The organism is Serratia nematodiphila DZ0503SBS1 (genome assembly GCF_000738675.1).
GTDB lineage: Bacteria > Pseudomonadota > Gammaproteobacteria > Enterobacterales > Enterobacteriaceae > Serratia > Serratia nematodiphila.
Map to the genome: position 1 here is coordinate 2,235,479 of NZ_JPUX01000001.1, position 12,345 is coordinate 2,247,823.

Here is a 12,345-nt window from a genome sequence, read left to right on the forward strand (position 1 = left end):
GTCCGTTGAATAGTTTGCAGCCTGTATTTAAAACAAAATTACCTGAATGGTAAACGAACCGGAAAGGTAATAAACTTGCGAAATGGCACCATTTAGGTAATTATCTGCACGATCAAACATTGAAAAGAGGCAGGATATGGAGCCGTTTAACTTCAAACAATTCTGGCTGGGGATGAGCAAAGATGAGCGTGATGCGTTTGCAGAAGAAGCCGGCACCACCGCGCTTTACATCATGACGCATACGCAGAGGAAGACGCGAATGCCAAAGAAAAAGTTCATTGATCAGCTGTTTAAGGCGTGCAAGAAAAGAAAGCCGAATCTGACAAAGCAGGAACTGGTGCTGTTCTTCTACTGATTAACACCGCCATATCAAGGGTCGCTAATGCGGCCCTTTTTTATTGCCCTTTGGTTTTGGGTAACAAAAATTTATTTATGGTTGATCTATTTTTGCTTTGCATGCATTCTTACATCACTGACGACAGTAAAAGAGGCCTATGAATGAAAATTGTTACCCGGGCCGAGGCCATAAATCTCGGTCAACTCCGGTTCTATACCGGCAAGCCTTGCCGTAATGGTCACTACTCTGAGCGCTTTACGAGTAACGGCGTTTGCGTGGAATGTTCCGCGCAACACTCATCCGCTTACCGCAAGCACATCAAGAAACTGATCCACGACGCCAGGGCAAAAGTAGCGGAGGTGAGCTGATGGCCGGCGACTGGATAAAAATGCGTTCTGACCTTCACACGCATCCGAAAATTGTCCGCATGGCGTCCGCATTGAAAGCGGACAGACTTCGGATTGTTGGCGGACTACATTCCGCATGGTGTCTTTTTGATGTCCATTCTGTTGACGGATTCCTTGACGGTTACAGTCCTGAAACGCTCGACGACATGATCGGATTTCCTGGATTTTCTCGCGCAATGATGGCTGTTGGCTGGCTGGAAGTTGACGGCGAAAACCTCGTAATGCCCAGATTTGACGAGCATAACGGGCAGTCTGCCAAGCGTCGCGCGCAGGATGCAGCGAGGAAAAGAAGCGTCCGCAAAATGTCCGCATCACAAGCGGACAAAATGACGACCAGAGAAGAGAAGAGAAGATCTAAAAGATAAAGATCCCCCTCTTACTCCCCCAAAGGAAAAACAAGCTTATCCCTATCCGGAAGGATTGAACGTATCCGCCTGGGAGGAGTGGAAGCAGTATCGCCGTGATTTGAAGATCAAGGCGTATGCACCAACGCCAAGGAGCGAAGGGGCGGCAATCACGAACCTGTTGAAGCTGTCAGGTGGAGATCTGCAGTTGCAGGCTGAAATCATCAAGCAAAGCATGGCCAATAGTTGGCATGGGTTATTTGAACTTAAGACCGGAGGCAACCATGAGACAGGCGGGCGATATGGTGCGGGACCTGATTACAAAGGCAACGCAGTCGAAGCAGTTCACGCAGCAACAGCCAGGATGCGAGAGCAATACGGACTCACAAGCCCTGGACAGAACAATCAGGATTTGGGATCGCATGGTGGAACTGTATTCGGACAAATGGACCAGACGGAACGGACTGACCCCGTCATCACTCTGGATCAACGCGATTGGAAAGCTGTCTGACGCTCAGATCAAAGCTGGCATAGGTGAGTGCATGAGGCAGTGCCTGGTTGAAGGCAATAAGTTCGCACCGGACCTGTCCGACTTCTTGGCATACGTCAGCAGCAGCACAAAGCATGGCCTTGGAATCGACGTCGACGAGGTGATGCAGGAGTTTAACGCCTACTGCAAGAACCGAAGCCGCTACAGCTGCGCGGAAACATATCCGTGGAAGCATCCGGTTTTCTACTGGATATGCTGTGACCTTCGTTCTGAGATGATCCAAAAAAACCTAACCAGCGGAGAGCTGGAGAAATTGGCAAAGAAAAAACTGAATGCTTGGGGCGCCAAAGTGCAGGCTGGAGAATCGATCCCTGATCCGGTTCCACTGCTCTCTGAAAAAGCATCCTCGCGGAAACGCGGCGCACCTGGTGCCGGCCATTCAGCAGCGATGGAAATGTTGGCAAGCTTGCGAAGCGGAAAACCGAATACGAATTGAAATGCTGAAATTCCTGCGGCTACGGTAGGTAGATTGCGTTAAGTGCCATGATGGCATGTAACGAGATGGGTTAAGCCATAAAATCGATTGTAAGGCCGTACAGAGAGTTTTAGCACATGTGCGATTTGTGAGAGCAATCGCTATTTTTTAGTTGCAAATAATTACCTAATTGGTAATGATTACCTTATGGGTGATTTAAGGAGTGAGCAGTGAAGCGAGTTGCAAACCGTTCCTTTGCCCTTGGCCGCCTTAAGACCGGGCAGATGAATAAGACCGAAGAGGCGTATTTCTCTGAACTCAATATGCAGAAGTCATCTGGTCTGATCGCCTGGTTCAAGTTCGAAGGGGTAAAGCTCCGCCTGGCAGATAACACGTTTTACACGCCTGATTACCGAATCCAGAGTTGCAACAAAGTCGGCAGAAGAAAGAGCCGATGCGCTGGCTGTGGAGAATGCGGCGCTGAAGGATTCAATCACTACGCATAGCCAATCTACGCACTTCTGTGAACTCTGTGGGAAAGACGATCCGTGCAGCACAGATGACGTTTGCTATGCGCTCAATGAAACCCCAGCCACTGACGCAGCACTTGCAGCTATCCAGGCGCAGGGAGTGGAGAAGTTTGCCGAGCGCATGCTTACCCTGGCTAATGACCTAACTTACAGCACGGCAAGCCATCGCAATGATTTACGCGATGCTGGCGCCAAGGCGATGGATTACGCCACCGAGCTGCGGGAGGCCAAATGAAAGAGCGCCCAGTGATGCCAGCAAATGAACTGAAGCCGTGCCCGTTCTGCGGCGTGAGTGGAAATGGGAACGTGCAGCTGCAGCACCGCAGCCACATTCTCGGGTGGCAAGTCCTCTGTTTGTCGTGCGGCGCCCGCGGCCCAGACGGAGACCATGACGATGCTGTAGACCGATGGAATCACCGCTCAAGTGACAGCGCTAGGGAGGTGGAGCGTGGGTAAGTTGATCGCCGGCGCCGGCATGCAACGAGGTACTGTTTCGGGAGAGCTTTGGCGCAGCCTGTTCCTTTTCAAATCCTTCCCGATCTCGGTGATGATGCGACACTGGTCGCGCGCCATGGGAATGCCATCAGCTGGCGGCCGAGCCGCATACCTCGCGACGTTCTTGGCCAGCACAACAATACTTGGCGCTATGTCGCAACAGATTAGCGATCTGATCTCTGGGAAGAATCCGCGCGAAGCCTTTGGTGAAAAGGCGCCGCAATTCTGGCTTAACGCCCTCCTAAAAGGCGGTGGTTTAGGGTTGTATGGGGATTTCCTTTTGTCAGACCATACGCGCTATGGGTCAGGTGCGCTCGCCTCAATGCTCGGCCCGGTTGCTGGGTTGGTTGATGATGCGATAAAGTTGGCTCAAGGCGTTCCGCTAAATGCCGTGGAAGGAAAGCCGGAACAGACAGGCGGGGATACGGTTAAATTCGTGAAGGGCCTTATCCCTGGTCAAAACCTGTGGTACACAAAAGCCGTGCTTGATCATATGATATTCAACCAGATGCAGGAGTATTTCTCTCCAGGCTATTTACGCCGTATGGAGAAGCGTTCTCAGAAAGAATTCAACCAAACTTACTGGTGGCGGCCACAGGATAAGTTGCCAAAATAAGGAATAAAGATGGTGCCCCTCTGTTTGGTCTTAATTTTTATAGCTATTCTCATCCTAATGGAAAGAAAGGGGATTATTGATGAAGGAGAGTTTGCCGTAGGAATAGTGTTTACGCTACTTGCAGTGGCTGGCTATATGGGTATCGGATGATACATTTTATTAAATGATTGGGTGAATAATGAGAAAGATAATAATTACTCTAGTTGTGGCTGTTTTTCTTACTGGATGTGCAAGTAATAATGGACCATATGTAACTGTAGACTCATTATCTTCAGGTAAGTCAGTTGGGAAAAAATACATAGTCCTGCCAGCTAGGGCTGAGCTAAAGCAAAATGACCAGCTTTATTTTGCTCAGGTGGAAAAATATTTGGATAGGGTTCTGAAAGAAAAGGGGTATCAGAAAGTTAGTGATAAAAATATTGCTGACCAAGCTATATTCCTTAACTATTGGCATGATGGCGGGGTAAGCAATACGCGCGAAGAGGTTGTGCCAATTTGGGGGCAGACCGGAGTAAGCTCTGCAACTACATATGGGACTGTCACACCAAGTTATGGCGGGGGTGGCAACTTAAGCACCACCACTACCTATACGCCTACATATGGTGTTACTGGAGCAGTAACTCAGCAGGTTACCGATACCTTCTACTCTACAGGTTTCAAAGTTGAATCATATGATGCAGCTGGTCTTCGATCTGGAAAAGAAGAGTCATTGTGGAGAACGACGGCAGTAAGCACAGCTATGGATTTGAACGACAGAAGAGACTTAAAAATGCTGTTCTTTATTTCCAGACCATTCTTTGCAGAGAATCTAACTGAGAAAGCAAGTGGTTATGCAAAGGGTGATGGCAGCCAAATGAATGCTTACTTCCAATAATCACCGACACACCACCCACCAAGCCCCGCCAGGGGCTTTATGGTTTGACTTTCAATAGCTCTTCCATTGTCGAATCCAATTCTGATATTGCAGGGTCTTTTAATTCAGAACCAATCACTGTTGAACACTGTCCTGTGGACATTTTTTCATAGTTTGGCATAATGAATCCATCTATGTAAGCATCTAATAATTTTGAATATTTTTCTTTTTTGTCTTTTAGTTCTTCAAAGTATAACGCTATTATTACCTGTGATCTTTTTCTTGATAGGCTAAATTTTTCAAATGGATCTATCATATTTTCAATAGTGCTTTCTCTTGAAGATATTTCCCTACTTATTGATTCTATAGCTTCCTTAATGGAATACAATTCCATGTACAGCTCCTCTTTTTTTGATATCCGTATCTTTGTTTTTTCCCCATGTTTATTTGCATAGTAGGTGGCAATGGAAGTGCAAATTGCGCCAGCTAAGGCTGCGCCACCACCAATAAAAGCTCCAGTAACAATCTCATTCATTTTTAATTCATCCTGAAATAATTAAGCATTGAAGTATTAGCGATTATTTATTGCTTACAATAATAGCAAAAAGTATAAAAAATTAAATTTTTTTACACATTGGTTTCGGTGATGCTCGATCATTTTAATGGTGACGTGTTAGCATTACTAAATAGGTAATGTGGATGTTAGTTAACGTATGTTGTTACCTTGCTGGTTCTTTTTACAGATCGTCTGTAACATTTAGAACTTGGTCGTAACTAAAATTAATCCTAGTGGTATAATCTTCGTTAAGTTAACCGAAGGGGCTTTTTTATGCTTTCAATACAAGAAGTTGTAGAACAAACTCGTAACGCACTGCAGATGCTGATTGATCGCATGGGTCTTAACTTAGCTGTTGGGCCACTAAAAGAGTCAGACTATCGCCTACTTTCTTCTGGTATGTTCGGTGAACTCAACTGGGAGTGGGGGATCAGTAAATACACGGGTCAGGAAAACAGCGTTGATCTCTGTTTCAAAATCCTCTCGGTTAAAGAAGAGTACCCTGCAGGGATTGCTTTGTGCGCTTACCGCACAGATACGCAAGCTTTCGAAATCTATATGATAGAGAATTTCGTTAGGGATCAAGATGGTCATCCACTTTGCAAGCGCATGGCCTTGTTTACCTTCATGGGTGCCTTCATATTTACTGATGCGGTAGAAGGTAGTCACATCATCATTGATGAACCTGATGAGGCGTTGAGAGATTACTACTCTCAGTTTGGCTTCGAAGACGATCCAGGGTGCTCATACCGAATGAGCTGTACTCTTGAAACGTTACGGGCTATCATCACCAACCCAGAAAAATGGGTGTAGCTGCAAGCGTCACATCTTGAAGTTTGTTGACGATTGGTACACAAAAAACGACGACATACCGGTGGATTTTTTGTGTATAACTAACTACTATCAGTCCACAGCCAGTCGACAAGAGGTCGACGTCTGTTTTGTAATACCCTATGGGCACATCAAGCCCGCTAAGGAGATGTCACATGTCACATGCTAAAGAAGCGAAGTTCGACACCGTCGCAACCTACGCTCGCATTGGTGCATCTATCGAGCTTCTAACGAAAGCCGCCCCGACCTTGTTAGAACGCGCGAAGGCACCAGCCCGCGAAGTTCAAGGTCCACGCCGTCAGCGCAAGGTTGCATGACGCATAAAGGCAGATAGAAGCAAGCCCGCATTTTGCGGGCTTTTTTTATACCCTCAGTTTACATTCCCAATCGCGTGGTCGATGTAGCGGGCGTGGGTTTGGATGTCACCCAGCGCGCGGCGCATACCGCCAACGTAGCCCCGGATAATGTCCAGTTCCCGATCGGCCGCCGACACATCGAACCCATCGGCGCGCAACCATTCCAGCAGAGTTAGCAGGGTGCTGCTGTCATCTTTGCTCAGGAAGTCGCGGATGATTGTCGCTTCATGCTTTCGGTTCGCCGGCAGGCTGTAGTTCGGTCGCTTGCCCGCGGGGATAAACTCGCCTTCATGAATGATCTGCTGCAGCTTGTCGACCAGGGCAGACAGGTTAGCGGTGCCGGTCAGATCGCCAAGCGTGTTGTGGCCATAGCGCTGGCTGGTCAGCTCGCTCTCCATCCGGTCGAACTCCGCGATATACGCTTCCTTGAACTGCGCCGCCTTCTTGCCGGTGAAGCCCATCACCAGGAAGACGAAGCCGTTCTTGGTCATATCGTAAACTTTGGATTTACGCACGGCGCCATTCCCGATGGTTACTTCTTGAACATGGGCGCAAAAGTTCGCTGATGTAAAATTAGGCGAACAGTCCAGGGTTTCGATTCTTTTCAGAACGTCTTTGTGCAGTTTGCCGAAGTAATCGGCTACTGATTGGGATGAAGTGATGGCCTTGCCATTGCTGACAGAAACTTCAGGATGCAGAGAGAGAATTTGGTTTGTCATGAGTGAGGCTCCAACAGTTGGATTATCACCACTGCCGACGCCAATCGACTGGTGGTGAGACGTACAGGGTTGGCGTACCGGTCACTCATGACTCCGGCGAGCCTTTCGGCTCCCCTGCACGCCCCACCATAATTCGGGTGTAGCCGTGCTACTGGCACAAAAAAACCGCTAAACGCGGCTGTGCGTCATAAGTGAAGTTCGGGACGCCAATCCCGGCATCAGATTTTGCTGATGAGCTATCACTATGGCGCAGCGTTTTGCAGTTGTCAAAGCACCAAAAAGGTAACATAATCCTATATTAATTGGAATAAAATTCATTTATGGGTTGTCAAATGTTTTTCTGCTGTGTGGTGGTTACATGCTTGTTACTAGTGGATTGATCTAGTAAAATTTACCGCATTGGTAATCCGGCTTCGGTTGGGTTTATAAGGAGAAAACATATGGAACTAAACATCATCACGCTGATCAAATCACTTCTGGCTGGTGCTGGTACTGGTTTTGCCTTCACTGGTGGCGTTTCCATTGCCATTCCCGCCCTGACAGTGTCAACAACACTGGCTCTAACAATGGCTGGTATTGGAGCTGCAGCGTTCTCAGGAATGTACATCAAGAAAAAACTGGTGGATTAAGTTGCAACAAGAAATCCACTGGTATTTGCCACAAAATACCCAGCAGCTTACTCATTTTTATTTTTACTTATGTGCTGGGTATTTTATTGTCCATGTGTTGTGGGACGCATTTTCGAAGAAGACACCTGCTTTTTCATTGGAAAATCTTCAATATAAGATGAATGAGCTGTTTTCTTCAGCGACTTTTGCAACTAGCGCATTCTTCGTGGTTATACTTTTCGATTTGACAAATCCATTGCGCAATTCTGATGCATTCATTTTCCCGTTAATATACTCAGCTTTTTCAGGTGCCATGATTTCACTTTCCGCTATGGTTCCAAAAGCAAGAAGCTAGAAGCCCGCTTAGCGGGCTTTTTATTTTATTGCTAATTATTGTTCCAACTGGTGAGTAATAAATTGCGAATGGGTTTTGATTTGTTCCTTCATTTTTTCATTTTGTGTGACATAGTTCACTAAAGCATTCAGTTCCAGCATAGCACCGCCGATCTCTGAACCGTCATCATCAAGTTCCTTCAGCAGCGTTTCCAGTAGTGAAGCCTTAGCTAATCCCGCGATCCCTTCGCGCGTGTTAACGCTTTTCTCCAGCATCCTGCTGGCCGGGTAGCTGTACTTCTTCATTGCTTAATGCACCTCGCTCAGCCTGTAACTACTGTATAAATAACCATATATAAAAATGATTAGTTTAGCAATATGCGCAACTTGAATTACCATTAAGGTAACAAAATTCAATATAACACATAATTAAATTCATGTATGGATTGTCAGGCGCTAGAATGCTCTTTATGTGAGCAAATGGGATTAGAGAGATGACCGTATCAACAGAGGTAAGCCGAGAGGAATACACCGGCAACGGGGTGACGACAGATTTTGACTATCGCTTCCGTGTGTTTTCTGCGGATGAGCTTGTTGTTACTGTCGCTGATACAACAGAAAACATCCGCACGCTGGTGCTGAACACTGACTACACCGTTACCGGCGCCGGCAGTCGTAACGGAGGCAAGGTAAAGCTTGTCAGTGCGCTGGCCAGCAACTGGCAGATCAGCATCGAGCGAGAGCTTCCTGTCACCCAAGAAGCTGACGTTCGCAACCAGGGGAACTTCTTCCCTGAAGTGCATGAGGATGCATGGGATAAGCTGACCATGCTGATCCAGCAGGCACTTAGTAACTTTGGATTGGCACTCAGGAAGCCTAACTGGCTGGCAAAATACTACGACGCGAAAGGGAATCGCATTGCAAACATGGCCGATCCTATTGGCCAGCAGGATGCTGCAACAAAGGGTTATGTTGATGCGGTTGGCGATGGGTATTTTAAGCGCACGCTGCGGGTTCCTGAAAATTACGTCCGTGTTATTCCTGCAATCGGCAGCCGCCGTCGCCAGCTCCTTGCGTTTGATGACTTCGGCAACCCTATCACTGTGCTGCCTGAATCTGGTTCGGCGTCAGACGTTCTGATTGTGCTTGCTGGGGCGGATGGTGCTGACCGCATTGGCATGGGGCAGAGCACCGTGCGCGATGTAATCGGCTACGTGACCCCTGAAATGTTTGGCGTGCCTGATGACGGTGACTGGACTCCACAGATTACCGCCGCAGTGGCGACAATGCGCGAAGTCCATTTGATGGCCGGAAAGGAGTATCGCTGCGACGGTACGATCTACATGCCTTCGAACAACATGCAGCGCCTGAAATTCGTTTTCAACGGCGCAACTATTTTCGCCAATCACATGCAGCCGGTGTTCCGATCGCCGGCGCCGCTCGAATCGCCAGCAATTTCTTATTACCACATTGTCGGCCCGGGAAAAATTCGCAGCATTGGCAGTGTGGATACTGTTTACGCGACGGGTAAAAACTTTGTTGGATTCCCTGCCGGCGATCACAGCAGCATTTACAACATTGAGATGACGGACATCTCATGCGACGGCGCCCAATTCTGGGGATACGCGGGGCATGGTGGAGATCTGTTCTTTGACAACGTCCGCGATAACCCTGTGGCGACGTATGGCCTATACAACCAAATCGGACGAGTGAACATTGGCCACTCTGGCGGTGACACATTGCTGATGAAGGGGAACTATAACAGCGTCGAATGGTGCCATGTTAAAAAGGCGGGTTTACCTGGGAGCAACCCAGAGCCTGGATACATCTGCGGTGGATGCGTCATATTCGGTGCGCCGGTTGATGGTGACCCACTCGGCAGCAATAACCGGGTTGGATACTACAAGGCAGATCAGTGGTCTTCGCTGGGTGTCGGATTTTCCGGGGATAACTGCAGCGTTGGGGAGATCGAGCTGGGCGAGAGTATTTTTGAAGACGATAGCCCGCTGGTGCAGGGAAACAAACCGTATGTCGCCATATACAACGGCAATGGGAATCACATTGGTCGAATCACATCAAAAAAATCCGCATACGGTGTTCTGTTTATCCGTGGCGAGCGCCACACGTTAGACTATGCAGAGCTGAACAACTGTCACAAAGAGCAACTGAGTTTAAACATTAATACCGTAGGCTCAACAGTTGGCGATTTTGTTGTGAACAACTCACTTCATATCGGCATGTATATCGAACCCGGTGCCGGCTGCTCTATCAACAGGATTATTTTCAATAACGCCAATATCCCTCTTGGAAATACAGCGTGCCAGATTCGTAACGCGAATGCGTCAATCGGCGAGATCCGCATAAATGGTTCAGGCTCCAGCTCAGGATCGGGTGTTTTTGTTGAACAGCGCGCAAAAAGTGCCGTTCGATTTATAACATGTAACAACATTAATGGGATGTCCATGTGGGTTCGGCCTGGCGGCCGCGCGCCTTCTGCCGCGCACTTAACAAATCTTCCTACGGCCACACGTCCAATTATGCAGATCTCTGCAAATCAGTCTGCCTGCACAGGATATTACATCGATAACAGGTCGGCGAGTGGAGGGCAAGCGACCATTTACGCTGAGCCTGATTCAGGCGGAGCAATATCAACGTGGGTGGGCTGTGAGGGGGCGATTCCTCTAGCTCAGGGCGGGGCAACGCTAAACGCTGCAACGACCTCTAATCGTTTTTATTAACAGGATTAACCATGACCGAATATTCAGATGTTAGTGCGATAGATAAACGCGATTGGATTTCGTTTTCTGACAAACTTCCCACTGTTGAAAATGGGAAGCCAGAAAAAATTTATGTGAAATACAAAATGCTGATCGCATATGAAGAAACACCAACGGCCACGGTGGAGTGGGCGCTCAGCGATGAAGGTAGAGAGCAGTTATCTCACTGGGCTTACATTACCGACGGTAATTAATTTACCGCGAAAGCGGGGTGGAGCCATGAAAATGGATAAAATCACGACAGGTATTTCTTATGGCGCCTCCGGTGGTGGCGCTGCATTCTGGTTTACCAAGCTGCTTGATGGATACTCGCCTGAGCAATGGGCCGCGATTGGAGTTTTGGGCGGATTGTTTTTCGCATTTCTTACCTGGCTAATGAACCTGTATTTCAAGATTCGCGAGGATCGCCGCCGCGAACGCATGGGGAGGATTGCCGATGAGCAAGCTGAATAAAACCGGTGCCGCCGGTGCCGTCTGTTCTGTAGCGGTAATCATCGGCCTGGTGCTGTCGAGTGGCGAAGTGAAGACCAGCCACGCTGGGCTTGAGCTGATCGGCAATGCAGAGGGCTGCCGCCGAGACCCGTACAAATGTCCCGCTGATGTGTGGACGGATGGCATCGGCAACACGCACAGCGTTAAACAAGGCGTGCGCAAGACAGAGCAGCAGATCGCCGAGGACTGGCAAAAGAACATCCTTGTGGCTGAGCGGTGTGTTACTCGCTACGCCGCCGGTGACAAGCTGCGGCAGGGTGCATTCGATGCGGCGGTGAGCATCACGTTTAATGCTGGTTGCGCGACGATGCAGAAATCGACGATGTTCCGGCTGTTCCGCCAGGGGGAAACTGTGGCCGCCTGCGATCAGTTCCCGCGCTGGGTATACGCCGGCGGCGTAAAGCTCAACGGACTGGTGATCCGCCGTGACAAGGAGCGCGCGCTATGCCTGGCAAAATAACATCTGCGGTAGTGATCATACTGGCGCTGGCGGCCATTTCCGGCGCTGGCGCCTGGCTGGCATCTCGACACTACCAGCCAACGATTGACCGGCTCAACGATGCGCTGACGCAATGCCGCGATACCGGCAGGCAGCAGGCGGCGATGATCGACAGCCAGAACGCTGGCATAACGGCACTGCAGCGTGAACAAGTCGAGAGAGAGGCCAAGGCCAAGGCTGATCAGGAAAAAGCCCGCGAGCAGGCCCGTGGCGATTATGAAAAGGCCAATGCGGTGATGGCAGAGCGAACCACTGGCGAGGTGTGTGCAGCGGCGTCTGCTGCGTTTGACGCAGAGCTGCGCCGGGAACGTGCACAATGAAGAGTCTGTTCATGGTTTCCGCCCTGGCATTGGCCGGCTGCTCGAACGTGCCGCCGGCGCCGTCATATGTTGAAGTAAAAGTCCCGATCGCCGTGCCGTGCAAAACGGCAGACGTTGCGCGCCCGGCGTTCGCTGTTGACCAGTTGCCTATCGGTGCTACTATCGACGTCCAGATGCGAGCGCTGCGTGCTGAGCGACACCAGAGGATAGGCTACGAAAGAGAGCTGGTAGCTGCCAATGAGGCGTGCAAAAACTGAGCTGGTTTTTCTGGTGACGGTATTAAAGTCGGTATGAAGATTTAAATACC

21 protein-coding genes and 2 pseudogenes are annotated in these 12,345 nt (G+C 49.1%); 20 read left to right on the top strand and 3 right to left on the bottom strand.

Annotation, left to right across the window (positions count from 1 at the left end; all coding sequences use genetic code 11):
• Window positions 1-136: 136 nt before the first annotated feature.
• The 10 genes and pseudogenes from JL05_RS10265 to JL05_RS25345 all read left to right on the top strand — a co-directional run bounded on the left by JL05_RS10265 (window position 137) and on the right by JL05_RS25345 (window position 4,568).
• Window positions 137-355, top strand: coding sequence for a hypothetical protein (locus JL05_RS10265; protein ID WP_033632340.1), 219 nt, complete (start codon window positions 137-139; stop codon window positions 353-355).
• A gap of 143 nt (window positions 356-498) precedes the next feature.
• Window positions 499-705: a hypothetical protein gene (locus JL05_RS10270; protein WP_033632341.1), complete on the top strand. Its 207-nt coding sequence runs from the start codon at window positions 499-501 to the stop codon at window positions 703-705.
• Window positions 705-1,109, top strand: a complete 405-nt coding sequence (locus JL05_RS10275) for a hypothetical protein (RefSeq protein ID WP_033633604.1) — start codon at window positions 705-707, stop codon at window positions 1,107-1,109. The genes JL05_RS10270 and JL05_RS10275 overlap by 1 nt, the downstream gene beginning before the upstream one ends.
• 100 nt (window positions 1,110-1,209) lie before the next feature.
• Window positions 1,210-1,314: pseudogene (locus tag JL05_RS25925) on the top strand (DNA replication domain protein); the annotation flags it as partial.
• Between the two features lie 58 nt (window positions 1,315-1,372).
• A complete protein-coding gene (locus tag JL05_RS25170; protein WP_050501236.1) occupies window positions 1,373-2,074 on the top strand; it encodes a replication protein P in 702 nt (233 codons plus the stop codon).
• A 209-nt stretch (window positions 2,075-2,283) separates the two neighbouring features.
• Window positions 2,284-2,559, top strand: a complete 276-nt coding sequence (locus JL05_RS10285; protein ID WP_050501237.1) for a hypothetical protein — start codon at window positions 2,284-2,286, stop codon at window positions 2,557-2,559.
• A gap of 124 nt (window positions 2,560-2,683) precedes the next feature.
• Entirely contained in the window at window positions 2,684-2,818 is a 135-nt protein-coding gene (locus JL05_RS25825) for a hypothetical protein (RefSeq protein ID WP_274519000.1), read from the top strand.
• A gap of 14 nt (window positions 2,819-2,832) precedes the next feature.
• Window positions 2,833-3,039: a Lar family restriction alleviation protein gene (locus tag JL05_RS25900; protein WP_118892228.1), complete on the top strand. Its 207-nt coding sequence runs from the start codon at window positions 2,833-2,835 to the stop codon at window positions 3,037-3,039.
• Window positions 3,038-3,694: pseudogene (locus tag JL05_RS10290) on the top strand (hypothetical protein); the annotation flags it as partial. The gene JL05_RS25900 and the pseudogene JL05_RS10290, both read left to right, overlap by 2 nt.
• 178 nt (window positions 3,695-3,872) lie before the next feature.
• Window positions 3,873-4,568: a lipoprotein gene (locus JL05_RS25345; protein ID WP_139182618.1), complete on the top strand. Its 696-nt coding sequence runs from the start codon at window positions 3,873-3,875 to the stop codon at window positions 4,566-4,568.
• A gap of 37 nt (window positions 4,569-4,605) precedes the next feature.
• Here the strand turns inward: JL05_RS25345 and JL05_RS25350 are convergent, their stop codons facing one another.
• Entirely contained in the window at window positions 4,606-5,082 is a 477-nt protein-coding gene (locus tag JL05_RS25350; protein ID WP_139182619.1) for a hypothetical protein, read from the bottom strand.
• Window positions 5,083-5,376: 294 nt separating this feature from the next.
• On the opposite strand from JL05_RS25350, the gene JL05_RS10295 reads away from it, so the two are divergent.
• Together JL05_RS10295 and JL05_RS25355 are read left to right on the top strand one after the other, a co-directional pair.
• Window positions 5,377-5,916, top strand: coding sequence for a hypothetical protein (locus JL05_RS10295; protein ID WP_033632343.1), 540 nt, complete (start codon window positions 5,377-5,379; stop codon window positions 5,914-5,916).
• A gap of 173 nt (window positions 5,917-6,089) precedes the next feature.
• Window positions 6,090-6,251, top strand: a complete 162-nt coding sequence (locus JL05_RS25355) for a hypothetical protein (protein ID WP_156106907.1) — start codon at window positions 6,090-6,092, stop codon at window positions 6,249-6,251.
• 53 nt (window positions 6,252-6,304) lie between these two features.
• On the opposite strand, the gene JL05_RS24355 is transcribed toward JL05_RS25355, so the two are convergent.
• The gene (locus JL05_RS24355) at window positions 6,305-7,009 is read right to left on the bottom strand and encodes a Rha family transcriptional regulator (RefSeq protein ID WP_072010094.1); all 705 of its coding nucleotides are present in this window, start codon (window positions 7,007-7,009) and stop codon (window positions 6,305-6,307) included.
• 440 nt (window positions 7,010-7,449) lie between these two features.
• Here JL05_RS24355 and JL05_RS10305 point away from each other — a divergent pair, with 440 nt between their 5' ends.
• Window positions 7,450-7,638 (top strand): hypothetical protein, encoded by a 189-nt coding sequence (locus JL05_RS10305; RefSeq protein ID WP_033632345.1) that lies wholly within the window; start codon window positions 7,450-7,452, stop codon window positions 7,636-7,638.
• Window position 7,639: 1 nt separating this feature from the next.
• A complete protein-coding gene (locus tag JL05_RS24830; protein WP_232093997.1) occupies window positions 7,640-7,972 on the top strand; it encodes a hypothetical protein in 333 nt (110 codons plus the stop codon).
• Between the two features lie 35 nt (window positions 7,973-8,007).
• Here the strand turns inward: JL05_RS24830 and JL05_RS10310 are convergent, their stop codons facing one another.
• On the bottom strand, window positions 8,008-8,256 hold the full coding sequence (locus tag JL05_RS10310) for a hypothetical protein (protein ID WP_033632346.1): 249 nt from the start codon (window positions 8,254-8,256) through the stop codon (window positions 8,008-8,010).
• Window positions 8,257-8,444: 188 nt separating this feature from the next.
• Between JL05_RS10310 and JL05_RS24360 the strand changes: the two genes are divergently transcribed.
• From JL05_RS24360 to JL05_RS10340, 6 genes are read left to right on the top strand one after another with little or no spacing between them, the layout of a single operon-like run.
• Window positions 8,445-10,688 carry a hypothetical protein gene (locus JL05_RS24360; RefSeq protein ID WP_050501239.1) on the top strand — a complete coding sequence of 748 codons (2,244 nt, stop codon included), beginning with the start codon at window positions 8,445-8,447 and terminating at the stop codon, window positions 10,686-10,688.
• Between the two features lie 11 nt (window positions 10,689-10,699).
• Window positions 10,700-10,921, top strand: coding sequence for a hypothetical protein (locus tag JL05_RS10320; protein WP_033632347.1), 222 nt, complete (start codon window positions 10,700-10,702; stop codon window positions 10,919-10,921).
• 25 nt (window positions 10,922-10,946) lie between these two features.
• Window positions 10,947-11,180, top strand: a complete 234-nt coding sequence (locus tag JL05_RS10325) for a class II holin family protein (RefSeq protein WP_033632348.1) — start codon at window positions 10,947-10,949, stop codon at window positions 11,178-11,180.
• Entirely contained in the window at window positions 11,164-11,679 is a 516-nt protein-coding gene (locus tag JL05_RS10330) for a lysozyme (RefSeq protein ID WP_033632349.1), read from the top strand. Before JL05_RS10325 ends, JL05_RS10330 begins: the two co-directional genes overlap by 17 nt.
• Complete coding sequence (locus JL05_RS10335) at window positions 11,664-12,038, top strand: hypothetical protein (protein ID WP_033632350.1); 375 nt, start codon at window positions 11,664-11,666, stop codon at window positions 12,036-12,038. Before JL05_RS10330 ends, JL05_RS10335 begins: the two co-directional genes overlap by 16 nt.
• A complete protein-coding gene (locus JL05_RS10340) occupies window positions 12,035-12,295 on the top strand; it encodes a hypothetical protein (protein WP_033632351.1) in 261 nt (86 codons plus the stop codon). The genes JL05_RS10335 and JL05_RS10340 overlap by 4 nt, the downstream gene beginning before the upstream one ends.
• Window positions 12,296-12,345 lie beyond the last annotated feature (50 nt).

Excerpts from the sequence above, each read along its gene's own strand:
- JL05_RS10265 (WP_033632340.1), top strand. The coding sequence starts at position 137 with ATGGAGCCGTTTAACTTCAAACAATTCTGGCTGGGGATGAGCAAAGAT.
- JL05_RS10270 (WP_033632341.1), top strand. The coding sequence starts at position 499 with ATGAAAATTGTTACCCGGGCCGAGGCCATAAATCTCGGTCAACTCCGG.
- JL05_RS10275 (WP_033633604.1), top strand. The coding sequence starts at position 705 with ATGGCCGGCGACTGGATAAAAATGCGTTCTGACCTTCACACGCATCCG.
- JL05_RS25170 (WP_050501236.1), top strand. The coding sequence starts at position 1,373 with ATGAGACAGGCGGGCGATATGGTGCGGGACCTGATTACAAAGGCAACG.
- JL05_RS25900 (WP_118892228.1), top strand. The coding sequence starts at position 2,833 with ATGCCAGCAAATGAACTGAAGCCGTGCCCGTTCTGCGGCGTGAGTGGA.
- JL05_RS25345 (WP_139182618.1), top strand. The coding sequence starts at position 3,873 with ATGAGAAAGATAATAATTACTCTAGTTGTGGCTGTTTTTCTTACTGGA.
- JL05_RS25350 (WP_139182619.1), bottom strand. The coding sequence starts at position 5,082 with ATGAATGAGATTGTTACTGGAGCTTTTATTGGTGGTGGCGCAGCCTTA.
- JL05_RS10295 (WP_033632343.1), top strand. The coding sequence starts at position 5,377 with ATGCTTTCAATACAAGAAGTTGTAGAACAAACTCGTAACGCACTGCAG.
- JL05_RS25355 (WP_156106907.1), top strand. The coding sequence starts at position 6,090 with ATGTCACATGCTAAAGAAGCGAAGTTCGACACCGTCGCAACCTACGCT.
- JL05_RS24355 (WP_072010094.1), bottom strand. The coding sequence starts at position 7,009 with ATGACAAACCAAATTCTCTCTCTGCATCCTGAAGTTTCTGTCAGCAAT.
- JL05_RS10305 (WP_033632345.1), top strand. The coding sequence starts at position 7,450 with ATGGAACTAAACATCATCACGCTGATCAAATCACTTCTGGCTGGTGCT.
- JL05_RS10310 (WP_033632346.1), bottom strand. The coding sequence starts at position 8,256 with ATGAAGAAGTACAGCTACCCGGCCAGCAGGATGCTGGAGAAAAGCGTT.
- JL05_RS24360 (WP_050501239.1), top strand. The coding sequence starts at position 8,445 with ATGACCGTATCAACAGAGGTAAGCCGAGAGGAATACACCGGCAACGGG.
- JL05_RS10320 (WP_033632347.1), top strand. The coding sequence starts at position 10,700 with ATGACCGAATATTCAGATGTTAGTGCGATAGATAAACGCGATTGGATT.
- JL05_RS10325 (WP_033632348.1), top strand. The coding sequence starts at position 10,947 with ATGAAAATGGATAAAATCACGACAGGTATTTCTTATGGCGCCTCCGGT.
- JL05_RS10330 (WP_033632349.1), top strand. The coding sequence starts at position 11,164 with ATGAGCAAGCTGAATAAAACCGGTGCCGCCGGTGCCGTCTGTTCTGTA.
- JL05_RS10335 (WP_033632350.1), top strand. The coding sequence starts at position 11,664 with ATGCCTGGCAAAATAACATCTGCGGTAGTGATCATACTGGCGCTGGCG.
- JL05_RS10340 (WP_033632351.1), top strand. The coding sequence starts at position 12,035 with ATGAAGAGTCTGTTCATGGTTTCCGCCCTGGCATTGGCCGGCTGCTCG.